Annotated in this window: 14 protein-coding genes and 1 pseudogene; 8 read left to right on the top strand and 7 right to left on the bottom strand. The window is 64.9% G+C overall.

What is annotated here, in order from left to right:
• The first annotated feature begins 196 nt into the window (after nucleotides 1-196).
• Nucleotides 197-1,882, top strand: a complete 1,686-nt coding sequence (acpA, locus tag TQ38_RS25060; RefSeq protein WP_043970468.1) for an acid phosphatase — start codon at nucleotides 197-199, stop codon at nucleotides 1,880-1,882.
• A 142-nt stretch (nucleotides 1,883-2,024) separates the two neighbouring features.
• Here acpA and TQ38_RS25055 read toward each other — a convergent pair.
• The 3 genes and pseudogenes from TQ38_RS25055 to ligK form a co-directional block, all read right to left on the bottom strand.
• A pseudogene (locus TQ38_RS25055) lies at nucleotides 2,025-2,894 on the bottom strand (amidohydrolase family protein); the annotation flags it as partial.
• Complete coding sequence (locus TQ38_RS25050; protein WP_043970465.1) at nucleotides 2,887-3,921, bottom strand: 4-oxalomesaconate tautomerase; 1,035 nt, start codon at nucleotides 3,919-3,921, stop codon at nucleotides 2,887-2,889. The pseudogene TQ38_RS25055 and the gene TQ38_RS25050, both read right to left, overlap by 8 nt.
• Nucleotides 3,922-3,997: 76 nt before the next feature.
• Nucleotides 3,998-4,672, bottom strand: coding sequence for a 4-carboxy-4-hydroxy-2-oxoadipate aldolase/oxaloacetate decarboxylase (ligK, locus tag TQ38_RS25045; protein WP_043970463.1), 675 nt, complete (start codon nucleotides 4,670-4,672; stop codon nucleotides 3,998-4,000).
• Between the two features lie 99 nt (nucleotides 4,673-4,771).
• On the opposite strand from ligK, the gene TQ38_RS25040 reads away from it, so the two are divergent.
• The 7 genes from TQ38_RS25040 to TQ38_RS25010 all read left to right on the top strand — a co-directional run bounded on the left by TQ38_RS25040 (nucleotide 4,772) and on the right by TQ38_RS25010 (nucleotide 11,241).
• On the top strand, nucleotides 4,772-5,944 hold the full coding sequence (locus tag TQ38_RS25040) for a LysR family transcriptional regulator (protein ID WP_043970461.1): 1,173 nt from the start codon (nucleotides 4,772-4,774) through the stop codon (nucleotides 5,942-5,944).
• A gap of 79 nt (nucleotides 5,945-6,023) precedes the next feature.
• Nucleotides 6,024-6,881 (top strand): NAD(P)-dependent oxidoreductase, encoded by an 858-nt coding sequence (locus tag TQ38_RS25035; RefSeq protein ID WP_043970459.1) that lies wholly within the window; start codon nucleotides 6,024-6,026, stop codon nucleotides 6,879-6,881.
• 3 nt (nucleotides 6,882-6,884) lie between these two features.
• Nucleotides 6,885-7,910: an amidohydrolase family protein gene (locus TQ38_RS25030; protein ID WP_043970457.1), complete on the top strand. Its 1,026-nt coding sequence runs from the start codon at nucleotides 6,885-6,887 to the stop codon at nucleotides 7,908-7,910.
• Nucleotides 7,907-8,353, top strand: coding sequence for a protocatechuate 4,5-dioxygenase subunit alpha (gene ligA, locus TQ38_RS25025; RefSeq protein WP_043970454.1), 447 nt, complete (start codon nucleotides 7,907-7,909; stop codon nucleotides 8,351-8,353). The genes TQ38_RS25030 and ligA overlap by 4 nt, the downstream gene beginning before the upstream one ends.
• A 1-nt stretch (nucleotide 8,354) precedes the next feature.
• Complete coding sequence (locus TQ38_RS25020; RefSeq protein ID WP_043970452.1) at nucleotides 8,355-9,263, top strand: class III extradiol dioxygenase subunit beta; 909 nt, start codon at nucleotides 8,355-8,357, stop codon at nucleotides 9,261-9,263.
• 35 nt (nucleotides 9,264-9,298) lie between these two features.
• Nucleotides 9,299-10,255: a Gfo/Idh/MocA family oxidoreductase gene (locus TQ38_RS25015; protein WP_043970451.1), complete on the top strand. Its 957-nt coding sequence runs from the start codon at nucleotides 9,299-9,301 to the stop codon at nucleotides 10,253-10,255.
• Nucleotides 10,255-11,241, top strand: a complete 987-nt coding sequence (locus tag TQ38_RS25010; RefSeq protein ID WP_043970448.1) for an aldo/keto reductase — start codon at nucleotides 10,255-10,257, stop codon at nucleotides 11,239-11,241. Before TQ38_RS25015 ends, TQ38_RS25010 begins: the two co-directional genes overlap by 1 nt.
• A gap of 65 nt (nucleotides 11,242-11,306) precedes the next feature.
• On the opposite strand, the gene TQ38_RS25005 is transcribed toward TQ38_RS25010, so the two are convergent.
• The 4 genes from TQ38_RS25005 to TQ38_RS24990 form a co-directional block, all read right to left on the bottom strand.
• Nucleotides 11,307-12,518, bottom strand: coding sequence for an NAD(P)/FAD-dependent oxidoreductase (locus tag TQ38_RS25005; protein WP_043970446.1), 1,212 nt, complete (start codon nucleotides 12,516-12,518; stop codon nucleotides 11,307-11,309).
• Nucleotides 12,519-12,667: 149 nt separating this feature from the next.
• Complete coding sequence (locus TQ38_RS25000) at nucleotides 12,668-13,210, bottom strand: Rrf2 family transcriptional regulator (RefSeq protein ID WP_043970444.1); 543 nt, start codon at nucleotides 13,208-13,210, stop codon at nucleotides 12,668-12,670.
• Between the two features lie 76 nt (nucleotides 13,211-13,286).
• Nucleotides 13,287-14,918, bottom strand: a complete 1,632-nt coding sequence (locus tag TQ38_RS24995) for a Na+/H+ antiporter (RefSeq protein ID WP_043970441.1) — start codon at nucleotides 14,916-14,918, stop codon at nucleotides 13,287-13,289.
• Nucleotides 14,919-15,013: 95 nt separating this feature from the next.
• On the bottom strand, nucleotides 15,014-15,208 hold the full coding sequence (locus TQ38_RS24990) for a hypothetical protein (RefSeq protein ID WP_043970437.1): 195 nt from the start codon (nucleotides 15,206-15,208) through the stop codon (nucleotides 15,014-15,016).
• Nucleotide 15,209 lies beyond the last annotated feature (1 nt).

Raw genomic sequence — 15,209 nt, 5'->3', positions numbered from 1 at the left:
AAGTCTTCGCATGTATTGTGAAGCGTGCATAAAGTTTTCGATACTCAGGTATCGATACTAGCCGAAACAACCCGCCTGGGTCCCGTGCCTGGCCATGCACAACGCTTGCGGCATTTGCGATTGACGTAGCGGGTCTCCTCGCCACAAGCGGCCCGCACTGCCTGTCGAGGGCTGCACCGCATTGTCGAGGAACGCCATGTCCAAGCACGATTCCGACCACCCAACGCCTCTCAATCCCGCGCCCCTCAAAGCTGACAGGCGCAAGTTCCTCGAAGGTCTGGCCGCTTTGGGCGCAGCCGCTGCGGCAGGCGGCCCGGCCACTGCCGCCCAGGCGCGCGACGCACGCGGAATCCACAAGGGACCTGCCCGCCCGGTTAGCGACGCCAGGCTGCGGGAAGCGATCGACACGGTGGTGGTGATTTATGCCGAAAACCGCAGCTTCAACAATCTCTTCGCCGATTTTCCGGGGCTGGAGCAACCACTCGCCTCCGTCCCTGCGGACCGTTGCATCCAGCGCGACCGCGACGGCAAGCCATTCGACAGGCTGCCCAAGATCTGGGAAGGCCTCGTCCCGGACAAACAGGTGGTCGAACACACCGAATACGCCATCGGCCCGGACGACCTGCCGCTTCTGCCCAACGCTCCCTTCGCGCTGAAAACCCCCGATGGCGATCCATTGCCGCAGGGCGTGGTGACGCGCGATCTCGTCCATGCATTCTACCAGAACCAGTGGCAGATCAACGGCGGACGCAACGATGGTTTCGTCGCCTGGGGTGACAGCGGCGCTCTGGTCATGGGGCACTATGCCGACAGCCGGGCGCAGCTGCGCCTGTGGCAGACCGCACTCGAGTTCACGCTTTGCGACAACTTCTTCATGGGTGCTTTCGGCGGCTCGTTCCTGAATCACCAATATCTCATCGCCGCGCAGCCGCCCTTCTACCCCGATGCCGACAAGGGCCCGCCCGCCAAAAGCATCGCGCAGATCGAAGGTGCAGACCCGGCCGGCATCCGGCTCAAGCTGGCGGCAAAGACATCGGCCAGCGCGATGGACGGCCCCGCCAGCTTCGCGCCCAGCACGCTCTCGCCTGACTTCTGGGCGGTAAACACCATGCTCCCCCCTTATGCGCCGACCTACCAGCTCGACCTCGCGAAGCCGGGCTATGCCGACTGGTCGAGCGGACACACGCTAGTGCCCCAGCAGCACAAGACGATCGGCGATGTCCTTTCGGCGCGCGGGATTGGCTGGGCATGGTACGCCGGGGGTTGGAACGCAGCGCTGGGCGGCAATGGCAATAATATGCAATTCCCGTCCCGCCCGAACTTCCAGCCTCACCACCAGCCTTTCAACTATTACGGCCGCTTTGCCCCGGGCACGCAGGACCGCAAGGAACACTTGCGCGACGCCGGCGAAGGCAGCACCGCACGTACCAATCACTTCCTCGCCGATGTCGAAGCAGGGAGCCTGCCTGCGGTCAGCTTCTACAAGCCGCAGGGCAACCTCAACATGCACGCCGGCTACTCGGACATCGATGCCGGCGACCGCCACCTTGCCGCCGTGATGGACGCCCTGCGCGCCAGCCCGCAGTGGGAGCGCATGATGGTGATCATCACCTTCGACGAGAACGGCGGATGGTGGGACCACGTCGCGCCGCCAAAGGGTGACCGCTGGGGCCCCGGCACGCGCATTCCCGCCGTCGTCGTCTCACCCCATGCCCGGCGCGGAACGGTGGATCACACGATCTACGACACCGGCTCGATCGCGCGCTTCCTCACCCGCCGCTTCGGACTGGAGAAGCTGCCCGGCCTCGTCATGCGAGAAAAGGCCATGATCGCGGCGGGCGGCGTTGCGCCGGGCGACCTCACGGCGGCGCTCGACCTCTAGGGATGCTCTGCGGGGCGGAGCGACAAGCCCGCCCTGCACCTCCTGCTTATTCCGGCGGGAGGCCATCAGGCAGATCGAGATCTTTCGCGAAAGGATGGTCGCCAAGACAGTGTGCGGCGCCGCGCGTATGCTTGGCCGCAGGTTCCTCGGGCCAGTAGAGCCGCATCGGGTTCGTCACAAGGAGCTTCATCTGAAGCGCAGCGGTGGGCGCGATGCGGGGGATCATATCGACCAAATGGCCGTCGTCAGGGACGTTGTCCTGCATATTGGGGTGCGGCCAGTCGGTGCCCCATATCACGCGGTCCTGATAATCCGATACCAGCGGCGCGACTGCATCGGCGAAGGCGTTCCAGGGAGCGCCCGCCGCATCCAGACGGTCGGGACAGGTAGCCTTGAACCAGATGTCGTCGCGGGAATCGAGCAGGCGGCGGAAGGCCTTCATATCAGCGCCGTCCGGCCCCTGGGTTACGTCGGGGCGGCCCATGTGATCGATCACCAGCGGCACCGGGATCGCGTCCATGAAGGGCCGCAGTTCGTCGAGGATATCGGCTTCGAAGTAGATCACGACATGCCAGCCCTCTGGCAGACGACTGGCGGCGTCGAGAAACCTGTCCTTGGGCGCATCGTCGACGAGGCGCTTGAGGAAGTTGAAGCGGATGCCGCGAATACCGCCTTCGTGCATGGCCGCAAGCTCGGCCTCGGAGATCGCCGGGTCGACCACGGCGACGCCCCTCGCCTTGCCTTGCGATCTGGCGATGGCGTCGAGCGTGGCGGCGTTGTCGGTGCCGTGGCAACTCGCCTGAACGATGACATTGCGCATGAATCCCAAGTGATCGCGCAGGGCGAACAGCATGTCCGGGCCGGCATCTTCGGGTAAGTATTTCGCCTTGGCGCTGAACGGGAACTGGGCCATCGGCCCGAACACATGGCAGTGCGCGTCTATCGCGCCGGGGGGCGGGGTGTAGAGCGGCTTCGACGGATTGCCGTGCCAGGAAACGATACGGTCAGACATAGACGATCCCGTCCATCAGCTTGCGCGCGGTGCGCAGCAGGGCAGCGCTGACGACGGCGCCGCTTTCGTCGGTTTCGAGCACGCAGCTCATCTCGCCGGTCGGGTGCTCGACAGAGAGAATCTTGCGCGGATCCGGCGGGATCTGCGCCACTTCGGCAGCGGGTGAACCTTCGATCAGGCAGGCCGTGGCGACCGAAACCGCGCCGAGCACGCCGATCGTGGCATGGGCGCGGTGCGGGATGAAGCTGCGCACGGTCACCGCGCCGCCGCCGCGAGGCGGGGCCACCAGCATCATCTTGGGCACTGATTTATCGGTAACATCGCCCAGGTTCATCCGCTCGCCAACGGCAAGGCGGATCGCCTCGATCCGGGCTTTCAGCTGGGTGTCGGCATCGAGGGTGTCCCGGTCCTCATAGCCGGTGACGCCGATATCCTGCGCCTTCATCACCACGCAGGGCATGCCATTGTCGATCAGCGTCACCGGCACTCCGTTCACCACATCGACCGCGTTGCCCGAGGGCAGCAGCGCCCCGCAGGAGGAGCCTGCGGTATCGCGAAACTCCAGCGGGATTGGCGCGTGCGTGCCCGGAACGCCGTCTATCGCGGCGCCCCCTTTGTAGGTCACCGCCCCGCCCGGCGTCTGCACCGTGGCGACCGCGACCTGCCCGGTGTTCTCCATGAAGATTGCGACGCGGGTTTCATCGCCGGTGGGCATGGCCAAGCCGCGCTCGATGGCGAAGGGGCCGACGCCGGCGAGGATGTTGCCGCAGTTCTGCTGATCGGAAACCAGAGCCTTGTCGACGAAAACCTGCAAGAACAGATAATCCACGTCGATCCCCTCGCGCATGGACTTGCTCACCACGGCGACTTTGCTGGTCAGCGGGTCGGCGCCGCCCATTCCGTCGATCTGGCGTGGGTCGGGGGAACCCATCACGCCCAGCAGAAACGCATCGCGCGCGGCGGTGTCCGCGGGCAGGTCATCCTTGAGGAAATAGCCGCCCTTGGACGTCCCTCCCCGCATCCACATGCACCTAACGGCTCCGTCTTCTTCGCCCCTTCCGAGCGCAAGACCGGTCCCCACTTTTGCCGGAGGGGCGAGCGCCTTAGACATACCTGAGGCCTTCCTTTTCAAGCCGTTCGCGCATCTTGTACATCTCGAGGCCAAGCAAGCCGGAGGCCAGCTTGTCGCGCTTTTCGCCTTCGTTGGCTTCCCGGGCCTGCGCTGCGGCGAGGACTTGCGCCGCTTTCGCACGCGGCACCACGCAGACGCCGTCATCGTCGGCGATGATGACATCACCCGGCTGCACCGCCGCATTGGCGCACACGACAGGTACGTTGACGCTACCTAACGTGTTCTTGACCGTACCTTGCGCGTAGATCGCCTTGGACCAGACGGGGAATTCCATCTCGGTCAGATCGCGCACGTCGCGCACCCCGGCATCGATCACCAGCCCCCGGCAACCACGCGCGATTGCGCTGGTGGCGAGCAGATCGCCGAAGTAGCCGTCCTCGCAAGGGGAGGTCGGGGCGAGCACTATGATGTCGCCTTCCCTGAGTTGCTCGATGGCGACGTGGACCATCCAGTTGTCGCCCGGCGCCGCGCTGATGGTAACGGCAGAGCCGGCGATGCGCGCACCGCGATAGATCGGGCGCATGTAGCTGGCGAGCAGGCCGGTGCGGCCCTGCGCTTCATGGACGGTCGCCACGCCGCATTGGGCAAGGCCGTCGATCACTGCGAGGTCCGCGCGCTCGATGTTCTGGACGACGATACCACTCATGCCATGCGCTCCTTATCTCTATCATGAGATGGGGGATGCGGAGCCAGGGGGGAAAGAGAACTTTGGCAAATGCTATAGGATTTGGCTAAGAGTGAGATCATGGAGATATGGATCCTGAACCTGCGGCACCTGCGTGCCGTAGGAAAAATCGCGCAATTAGGAACGGTGAATGCCGCCGCTCTGGCCGTGAACCTCAGCCAGCCTGCGATAACACAGGCGTTGGGCCGGCTCGAAGCACAGTTGGGCCTGCCGCTGTTCGAACGGCGCCACGACGGCATGATTACAACTCCCGCAGGCGATATTCTCAGCCCCCGGATCGAGGCCGCGCTGGCGCATGTCCGCAGCCCGCATGTCACGATGTCGCGCCTGCGCGCCATGCTGGCACTGGCGGAAACCGGCAGTTATGCGGGCGCCAGCATCGCTACGGGATTGTCGCTGCCGTCGATCCACCGCGCAGTAAACGATCTGGCACTGGCGCTACGCCGTCCGCTGGTGGTGCGCCGGGGCAAGTCGGTCATGACGACCGAGGCGGGCACCCAGCTCGCCCGAGAGTTCCGGCTGGCACAAGTCGAGCTGGAAGCCGGCCTGTCCGAAATAGAGGCTCTGCGCGGTTATGAGACGCGGCGCATTTCCATCGGCGCCATGCCGCTGTCGCGCGCCCGTATCCTGCCTGCCGCTGTCGCCCGCTTCCTGGCCCGCCGGCCGCAAGTGCGCCTCACCATCGTGGAGGGATCGCGCGCGGAGCTGGTCGAGCCGCTGCGCAGCGGCATCCTCGACGTGATGGTAGGCGCTCTGCGCGATCCGCTGCTGGAGACCGATCTCGCGCAGCACCCGCTGTTCGAGGACGTGCCCGCCGTCTTCGCACGGCGCGGCCATCCGCTGGCGGGCACCTTGCCCGCAGCGCCCATCACTCCAGCTGACATGGCGCGCTATCCCTTCACCCTGCCCCCGCGCGGTACGCCGCTGCGCGACAGTTTCGACCGTTACTTCGCCGCGCACGACCTGCCCCTGCCTCAAGTCCCGGTCGAATGCGGCTCGGTGATGATGATCCGGCAGGTGATGATGGGCGGCAATTCGCTGGCCCTGCTATCGCCCGATCAGGTGCAGGTGGAGATCGAGGCCGGATGGCTGAGCGAACTCGCACGCCTGCCCGCACAGTTCGCCCGCACAATCGGCATGACCACCCGCGCCTCCCTCCGCCCGACCGAGGTTCAGGCGGAGTTTTTCGCCGATCTCGAGGCCGCTGCGCACGATGTGGGCGGACCGCCCTGAGATAGACGATTAGGCATAGCTTATCGCAAATAGGCAGTTCCGATTTGCCCGCAACAGGCCATGGAGGCAGGCAGGCGGCATGAGAGGTTCCATCGCCCTGATCGGGTTCGGCGAGGCCGGATCGACATTCGCCCGCGCCGCTGGCTGGGGTTCGCGCGCCGCCGCCTTCGATGTAGACCCCGCTCGCCGCGCCGAGATCAAAACGCACGGCGTCACGCCCTGCGCCAATGCCGCCGAGGCGCTTGCCGGGGCCGCCATCGTGCTCTCGCTGGTGACGGCGGACCAGGCTTTGGCGGTCGCCAGCGAATGTGCCGGGCTTGTCGCTCCCGATGCCCTGTTCTGCGACATGAACTCGGTCGCGCCGGGCACCAAGCGCAGCGCGGCGCAGGCCTTCGCCAAGGCTGGTCGGCGCTACGTTGACGTGGCGGTGATGGCGCCGGTCAACCCCGCGCATATGGCCGTGCCGCTCAATATTTCGGGCCCGGACGCCGACGAGGCCAGCGAACGCCTGCACGAGATCGGCTTCACGAAAGCCACGGTGGTCGGGGATGCGATCGGTCGCGCCTCGGCTATCAAGCTGGTGCGGTCGGTCATGGTCAAGGGCCTCGAAGCCCTGACCGCCGAGATGATGATGGCCGCCCATGCCGAGGGCGTGGCAGACGACGTTCTGGCCTCGCTCGACGCCAGCGAGAGGGCGCTCAGCTGGGCCGAGCGCGCCGATTATAACCTTGATCGAATGATGGTCCACGGCCGCCGCCGCGCCGCCGAAATGGCCGAAGCGGCGCAGATGCTCCGCGACCTGGGCATTGCGCCGATGATGACCGAAAACACCGTGAACTGGCAGCAGATACTGGCAGATCGCGGCATCAATCCGCCGCCCGCAGGCTACGCCGCCAAACTGGCCGCATTCCATAAAAAATCGACCGGAAAGAACTGAGCCATGAGCCTCGTCATCGATTGCCACGGCCACTACACCGTCCTGCCCAAGGCCCACGACGCCTGGCGCGAGGCGCAGGTTGCCGCCTACAACGCGGGCGAGACGATCCCCGCCTATCCCGAGATTTCCGACGCCGAAATCCGCGAGACGATCGAGCAGAACCAGCTGAAACTCATCAGGGATCGCGGCGCCGACCTGACGATCTTTTCGCCCCGTGCCAGCGCAATGGCGCACCACGTCGGCGACCAGGCGATCTCTGACGAATGGGCGTTTCATTGCAACAATCTTATCGCCCGCGTGGTGGCGATCTTTCCCGAGACATTCGTGGGCGTATGCATGTTGCCGCAGTCGCCCAAGGCGGACCTGACCGCGAGCATCCGGGAACTTCGCCGCTGCGTGGAGGAGCTGGGCTTCATCGGTTGCAACCTCAACCCCGATCCGGGCGGCGGCCACTTCGAGCATCCGGCGCTGACCGACGAATACTGGTTTCCGCTCTACGAAGTGATGTGCGAGCTGGACGTTCCGGCGATGATCCACGTCTCGGGTTCGTGCAATCCGGCGATGCACGCCACCGGCGGCTTCTACATCGCGGCGGATACCATCGCTTTCATGCAGCTGATGCAGGGGGATCTTTTCGCGAAGTTCCCCACCTTGCGCTTCATCATCCCCCACGGCGGCGGCGCGGTGCCTTATCACTGGGGCCGCTACCGGGGCCTTGCCGACATGCTCAAAAAGCCCAGCCTCGACGAATACATCATGAAGAACGTGTTCTTCGACACCTGCGTGTACCACCAGCCCGGCGTGGACCTGCTGGCCGACGTGATCGCCAACAAGAACATCCTGTTCGGCTCGGAGATGGTCGGCGCGGTGCGCGGGATAGACCCGCAGACCGGCCACTACTTCGACGATACCAAGCGCTATGTCGATGCGCTGGACATCTCGGACGAAGAGCGCCGCGCCATCTTCGAAGGCAATACCCGCACGGTCTTCCCGCGCCTCGACGCGCAGCTCAAGGCGCGGGGGCTGTGAGCGGACCACGCGATATCCACGGATACCTCGGCGAGTTCGAGGATATTCCCGGCACCCGCGTCTACACCGCCGCGCGGGCACGGCAGGGCTATCACCTCAACCAGTTCGCGATGAGCCTGATGAAGGCCGAAAACCGCACCCGCTGGCTGGCCAACGAAGCCGCCTACCTCGACGAATGGCCGATGACGCCGGGCCAGAAGGCAGCCGTGCTGGCGCGCGATTACAACTTGCTGCTCGACCTTGGCGGCAACATCTATTTTCTAGCAAAAGTCTTCTCGACCGATGGCTTCAGCTTCCTGCAGGCGGTCAGCACCATGACCGGCATGAGCGTGGAAGAATACTCGGCGATGATGAACGCCGGCGGCCGCTCGCCCGAAGGTGTACGGTCCATCACAGCCAACCGTGCAGCCGAGGGCGATCCGGCGATAAGGAAGCAGCGCTGACATGGCCCGGATAACCGCAGGCATCGCATCGAGCCATGTGCCGCTGCTCGGCGTCGCCGCCGACATGGGCAAGGACCGCGACGCGTATTTCGCCCCGATCTTCGAAGGCTACGACTGGACGCGCGAATGGATCGCGAAGCCCGAGGTTAAGCCCGATGTCGTGATCCTGGTCTACAACGATCACGCATCCGCCTTCGACATGAAGATCATCCCCACTTTCGCGATTGGCTGCGGCGAACGCTACAAGCCCGCCGACGAAGGCTGGGGACCGCGCAAGGTGCCCGACGTGGAAGGCCACCCCGACCTCGCCTGGCACATCGCGCAGAGCCTGATCCTCGACGAATTCGACATGACCATCATCAACGAGATGGACGTCGACCACGGCCTCACCGTGCCGCTGACGATGATGTACGATGCGCCCGATGCCTGGCCGGTCAAGGTGATCCCGCTGGCGGTCAACGTGGTCACCTATCCGCCGCCCTCGGGCAACCGCTGCTGGGCGCTGGGCGAGGCGATCGCGCGCGCCGTTCAGTCTTACGATCAGGATCTCAACGTGCAGATCTGGGGCACCGGCGGCATGAGCCACCAGCTTCAGGGGCCGCGCGCCGGGCTCATCAATGCCGAATGGGACGCCATGTTCCTTGACGGCATGATCGGCACCACGCAGAAACTGCGCACGATCCCGCATATCGAATACCTGCGCGAGACCGGCTCGGAAGGCATCGAGATGGTCATGTGGCTCATCATGCGCGGCGCGCTGGGGCGCGAGACACGGGCCCTTCATCGGCACTACCACGTACCCTGCTCCAACACCGCGATCGGGCACATCGTACTTGAGCCGGTCGACGGCACGGTGCCGCCCAGCCCCACGCTGGAAGGCAATAACGCCGCCGCACAGGCCGCGATCTGATTTCAAACGCTTCAAGAAATTCCAAGGAGAAATCCATGCGCATTGCCCTCGTGGGCGCCGGTGCCTTCGGTGAGAAGCACCTCGACGGCCTCAAGAACATCGACGGTGTCGAGATCGCCTCCGTCATCAGCCGGTCGGCCGGGCAGGCCGCAGAAGTCGCTGCCAGATACGGCGCGCCGCACTCCGGCACCGACCTTGCGGAAGCCTTGGCCCTGCCCGATGTCGACGCGGTGATCCTGTGCACACCCACTCAGATGCACGCCAGGCAGGCGATCGCCTGCATGAATGCGGGCAAGCACGTACAGGTCGAAATCCCGCTGTCGGACAGCTGGGCGGATGCCGAAGCGGTGGCCGCTAAAGCGAAGGAAACCGGCCTCGTCTGCATGGTCGGCCATACACGTCGCTTCAATCCTTCGCATCAGTACGTGCATAACAGGATCGTCGCGGGCGAATTCGCGGTCCAGCAGATGGACGTGCAGACCTACTTCTTCCGCCGCAAGAATATCAACGCCAAGGGCGAAGCCCGTTCGTGGACCGACCATCTATTGTGGCACCACGCCGCACACACGATCGACCTGTTCGCTTATCAGAGCGGCAGGATCGTCGCCGCCAATGTGATGCAGGGGCCCAGGCACCCGGAACTGGGCATCGCCATGGACATGTCGATCCAGGTCAAGGCCGAGACGGGCGCAATCTGCACCCTTTCGCTTTCCTTCAACAACAACGGGCCGCTGGGCACCTTCTTCCGCTATATCGGCGATAGCGATACCTACATCGCGCGCTACGACGACCTGGTGAACGGCAAGGAAGAGCCGATCGACCTAACCGGCGTCACCGTCTCGAACAACGGCATCGAACTGCAGGACCGCGAATTCGTCGCCGCCATCCGCGAGGGCCGCGAGCCGAACTCGTCGGCGTCCAAGGTGCTTGACTGCTACCGCGTCATCGGCGAACTCGCAGCCAGTCTCGAACAACAGGACGGCTGGAGCTGATGACACAACGCATTCTCGGGGGCCGGCAGGTCCATTCCGTGGGCCTTGGGTGCATGAACGTCGCCTGGGCTTACGGCTCTGCCCCTTCCCGCGAGGATGCGGTCGCGCTGTTCCGCCATGCGCTGGACGCGGGCTGCGATCATTTCGACACCGCCAACATCTACGGCGCCGGGGTGAGCGAGGAAATCCTTGGCGAGGCGATCATCGACCGGCGCGGGGAGTTCCTGCTCGCCACCAAGACCGGCATCATCGTCGAGGGGCCGAACCGCGGCATCGACTGCCGACCGGAATCGATCACCGCCTCCCTCGACGGCAGTCTCAAGCGGCTCGGCACCGATCATGTCGATCTGTTCTATATGCACCGCTTCGACCCCAAGGTGCCGATCGCCGATTCCGTCGGCGCCATGGCCCGCGCGATCGAGGCAGGCAAGATCGGCTCCTACGGCGTCTCGGAATGGTCGAGCGCCCATATCCGCGAAGCGCACGCCGTCCACCCGATGGCAGCGGTGCAGACCGAATATTCGCTGTGGACCCGCAATGTCGAACTGGGCGTTCTGGAAACCACACGGGAACTCGGCATCGCGCTTGTCGCCTTCTCCCCCGTCGCGCGCGGGGCGCTGGGCGGCGAACTGCACGACGCCGCAGCGCTCGCCGAAAAGGACATCCGCCGCAGCATGCCTCGGTTCCAGGCGGAAAACTGGCCCCGCAACATCGAACTGATCACCCGGTTCAACGCGCTCGCCGCCGAGGCGCAAGTTACGCCTGCTCAGCTGGCGCTGGCATGGGCCCTTTCGCGCGCGGAGCATGTCCACGCGATCCCCGGCACCCGCACCATCCCTCACTTCGACCAGAACCATGCCGCAGCCGGGCTGACCGTCGCCGCCTCGGTGCTGGAACAGGCCGGCGCGCTGATCAGCGAGCAGACCATCAGCGGGCGCCGCTACCCCGACGCGATACAGGCCAGCATCGACACCGAAGACTACTGAAACGGAGCGCGTGTCCCGGCTGCCCTTGCCGGCCGGGACACGCGCCATTCCTGGTACAAACCCCGTCAGGGGACGATGACGAAATCCGGGTTAGCCACCGCGAACACAGCGTCGCGGTCCGGTGCGGGCGGGTAGATCCAGATGCCGTTGATCTCCTGCTTCACCTTCTTGCCCTCTTCACGCGTCAGGCGGACCTGCCGGTCCCAACCCTCGGTATAAAGCGCGCCCCAGGCCCCCAGGTCCAGGCAGGTGACGTACTTGGGCTGACTGTAGGGATGCAGGTCCAGCCCGGCGAGTTCGGCAGCGGCATTGTGCCCCGCCACGCGCCCAAGGCTGAGCGCGTGCTGACAGGACATCACCGTGAAGTTACCCGCATCGTCGGTTGCCGCCTTGACGGTATCGCCGGTAACGAAAATACCGTCCGCCGCCGGAGCGCGCAGGAAGGCATCGCCGATCACACGGCCCGCAGCGTCATGCTCGCCGGGGACTTGCGCGGCGAGCGGATGGGCGCGCAGCCCCGCGCTCCACACCACCGTTTCGGCATCGATGCGCGAACCGTCGGAGAGCGTGACGCCGCCGGCATCCACCGCCGTGACGCGCACGCCGGGCCGCTGCTCGATACCCATTTCCACCAGCGCAGCGCGGACCGCCTCGCCAGCCTCATCGCCCATGTCGGCGCCGATCTGCGAGGCGGGATCGACGATGACGACACGAACCTGCGCGTCCTTACCCAGTACGGCGCGCAGGCGTTCAGGCATTTCGGCAGCGCCTTCAAGCCCGGTGAAGCCGCCGCCGACGACGACTGCCGTGTTACGCGCCGCCGTTTCTGCCCGCTCTCCCAGCGACTTGATGTGAGCATCCAGACGGCGCGCGGAAGCAAGCTGGTCGACATCGAAGGCATGGTCGGCGAGGCCGGGGATCGGCGGGGTCGCCAAGCGGCTGCCGGCGGCCAGAACGAAGCGGTCCCATTTGATCGGCTGCACGGCGCCATCGCCGTACAGGACCGTAGCCTCGCGGCCTTCCACGTCGATGTCCTGGATCAGCCCGCCCACATGGCGCACGCCCACAGCGGCCAGCAGTTCGGAAACGTCCGGATCCATGTTCTCGAGCACGGCTTCATACAGGCGCGGGCGGATTACCAGGCGGGGTTCGGGTGATACGATCACCACTTCCACGTCGCCCTCACGCCCCGCCAGCGAAATGGCTCGGACGGCCGAAAGAGCGGCCCAGACACCGGCGAAACCGGAACCGGCGACAAGAATGGTCTGCTTGCTCATAGATGTTCTCCTTCAGGTTCGCCGGACGCAAAGTCTCGATCCGCAAGGCGCGCTGCCGTGTGGGGCGGGCGCAAAGCAGGGGTTTCCCGGCAGCGTCCAGCGAGGACGACGGGAAAGAAGATCAGATGTTCAGAAGGTATCGAAGCGGATCAGGAAGGCCCGTCGCGGGCCGGCCGCCCGGTCCGGGCGGTTCGCGTGGTCTGGCGCTCACCGGCCCATTCCTTGAAATCGGCGAAGAAGCTATCGGGCGCCTTGCGACTGAAACGGCTGGCAACTTCGCCCAACGTCTGGGCGGCAAGGGCATCGCGCATCGCCTTTTCGGCCTGCTTCATCACCGCGTGGATCGCACAGGTTCCCGAATTCGCCCAGCCCGGCACGCCGCCAGCAAACAGGACGCAGCGTTCGCGCACTTCCTGGCAGTCGAACAGCGGCTTTTCGCCTTCGATCGCATCGACGATCTGGAGGAACGTGATCTCATCCGCCGGGCGCCCCAGCCGGTAGCCGCCGCGTACGCCCTCGCTGGCGGTGACGATCCCAGCCTTCTCCAGCTTGGGAAAAATCTTTGCAAGGAAGCTGGGCGAGATGCCCTGAATCTCAGCGATCTCACGGCTGCTCAGCGCCTTGCCGTCGTTGCCGACAAGCCAGAGCAATCCGTGGATGCCGTATTCGACGCTGGTGGTTATGTGAGCCATGAACGCGGAGTTACTCTATCCGCGTTATAGCGTCAACGATTAAACGCAGACTAAGTTAGTCCTCGTTAAATTTCCATCAGCCTTGATAGCGCGTTTCCGACAGGTCTAGTTCCCGTGTCAGCTTCTTGGCCGTCTCGCTGCCGATGCGGCGGCTCCGCACAAGTTTGAGTACTGCCGCCCGCTCCGCCTTGACACCGACCAGACGGAATTCGCGCAGGAGCCGGTCGCCGGCGCGGCTTTCGGCGGACTGCTTGCCGCTCAGCCCCTCGACCCGCTCGCGGTAGAGGTTCATCACCTGTCCGCCTGCTTCGGCGTAGATATCCGCGTCCACCTTGTCTGCCGCCAAGGCGTGCTGGTGCCGTTCGATGGCCTGAATGGCGGCCTCGGCAGTGGCGATGCGGGCATTGTCCTCCTCGGCCTGCTTGGCCGGTTCGGCAGGCATCGTCAGGCCCTTAAGCAGGATCGGCAGGGCGACACTGGCTAGCACGAGCGAGACGACGATCACGCCGGCCGCCAGGAAGATCGCAAGGTCCCGCGCGGGGAACGGGGTTCCGTCGTTCAGCACCAGCGGCAGGGTAAGCACACCTGCCAGCGTGATGGCACCGCGCACGCCCGCGAAGGACGTCGCCGCGACCAGGCGCCAGTCCGGGCTTTGGAAACCATCGCCCTTCTTCGCCTTGCGCAGAATGGTAAACTTGAGCGAGGCCCAGACCCAGATAAAGCGCAGCGCGGCGAGGCCCGCGACGATCGCCAGAACGTAGACCCCCAGCCACCACGGCGCGGCATGGCCGGTCAGCGCAACCGTCTGTTTCGCGCCGGCAAGAATGCTCGGCAACTGCTCTCCCAACAGCACGAAGATGATGCCGTTGAGGGTGAACTGGACCATGTCCCACACCGAATTGCGGCGCATCCGCGTAACCGCAAGCGCCTGGCGCGAGATTTCAGCAAACGTCATCGTCACGCCCGCGCTCACTGCGGCAAGGATGCCCGACGCGTGCATGTGTTCGGCCAGAAGATAGGAGCCAAAGGGGATCAGCAGGCTGACGAGAATCTGCGAGCCGGTGTCCTCGCCCCAGCGCTTGGTAACCCAGGCTTTGGCGCGCGTGGCGGCAATGGTAACGATGACGCCGATCGCCAGTCCGCCTAGCGCGACCCAGGCAAAGTTCAGCGCCGCCTCCCCGGCCGAGAACGTGCCGGTCAGCGCCGCCGCGACGGCGAAGCGCAGGCACACCAGACCCGACGCATCGTTGAGCAGCGATTCGCCTTCGAGGATGTGCATCATGCGCTTGGGGATGGGCACACGCGCTGCGATGGCGGAAACTGCAATCGGGTCCGTCGGCGAGACCACGGCGGCGAGGGCGAAGGCGACTGCCAGCGGCATCGCCGGGATCATCCAGTGGATAAAGAAGCCCATGCCCACCACGGTCATCAGCACCAGCCCAAGGGCCAATTCCACGACGGTAGAGGCATCCTTGAGCAATTCGTCCTTGGGAATGCGCCAACCGTCCAGAAACAGCAGTGGCGGTAGGAAAAGGAACAGGAAAAGCTCAGGGTCAAGCTCGACCCCGTGCGAGGTCGACAGACCGATCGCCGCACCAAGGACGATCTGGACCAGCGGAGTGGGAATGGAGAACGGCAGCATTCGGGCGAAGGCTCCGCTGACGACGACCGCCAGCAAGAGAAATAGCACGATAGAAACGGTCTCCAAAACTTCACTCCATGTTGCGGTGCACCCAGCTTAGGGGACTAGATGCAAAAGACGCAAGCCCCAGATGTCCTTACAAACCGTAAAAATGGCCATTTTCAGCCAATCGCCGTGACAACGTGATGCCCAGAGCCACCGCCTGGCCTCGGCGTGCGGTGGTTGCGCGCGCAGTCGAAGGGGCGGAACAGGTGGAACTGGTCGACCGAGCAGACCCCGGAATAGGGATTGCCGCTCACGAGGTTAATGTTCGTCGCCTCCAGATCCTGCGGGCCAACACCAAGAACAGCCACCATT

The organism is Novosphingobium sp. P6W, assembly GCF_000876675.2.
GTDB lineage: Bacteria > Pseudomonadota > Alphaproteobacteria > Sphingomonadales > Sphingomonadaceae > Novosphingobium.
The sequence above is the reverse complement of the archived record's forward strand: the minus strand, read 5'-3'. Positions and strand labels throughout refer to the sequence as shown.

Bases quoted from the DNA above. Each gene is read 5' to 3' on its own strand.
- acpA (WP_043970468.1), top strand. From the start codon at position 197: ATGTCCAAGCACGATTCCGACCACCCAACGCCTCTCAATCCCGCGCCC.
- TQ38_RS25050 (WP_043970465.1), bottom strand. From the start codon at position 3,921: ATGTGGATGCGGGGAGGGACGTCCAAGGGCGGCTATTTCCTCAAGGAT.
- ligK (WP_043970463.1), bottom strand. From the start codon at position 4,672: ATGAGTGGTATCGTCGTCCAGAACATCGAGCGCGCGGACCTCGCAGTG.
- TQ38_RS25040 (WP_043970461.1), top strand. From the start codon at position 4,772: ATGGAGATATGGATCCTGAACCTGCGGCACCTGCGTGCCGTAGGAAAA.
- TQ38_RS25035 (WP_043970459.1), top strand. From the start codon at position 6,024: ATGAGAGGTTCCATCGCCCTGATCGGGTTCGGCGAGGCCGGATCGACA.
- TQ38_RS25030 (WP_043970457.1), top strand. From the start codon at position 6,885: ATGAGCCTCGTCATCGATTGCCACGGCCACTACACCGTCCTGCCCAAG.
- TQ38_RS25020 (WP_043970452.1), top strand. From the start codon at position 8,355: ATGGCCCGGATAACCGCAGGCATCGCATCGAGCCATGTGCCGCTGCTC.
- TQ38_RS25015 (WP_043970451.1), top strand. From the start codon at position 9,299: ATGCGCATTGCCCTCGTGGGCGCCGGTGCCTTCGGTGAGAAGCACCTC.
- TQ38_RS25010 (WP_043970448.1), top strand. From the start codon at position 10,255: ATGACACAACGCATTCTCGGGGGCCGGCAGGTCCATTCCGTGGGCCTT.
- TQ38_RS25005 (WP_043970446.1), bottom strand. From the start codon at position 12,518: ATGAGCAAGCAGACCATTCTTGTCGCCGGTTCCGGTTTCGCCGGTGTC.
- TQ38_RS25000 (WP_043970444.1), bottom strand. From the start codon at position 13,210: ATGGCTCACATAACCACCAGCGTCGAATACGGCATCCACGGATTGCTC.
- TQ38_RS24990 (WP_043970437.1), bottom strand. From the start codon at position 15,208: ATGGTGGCTGTTCTTGGTGTTGGCCCGCAGGATCTGGAGGCGACGAAC.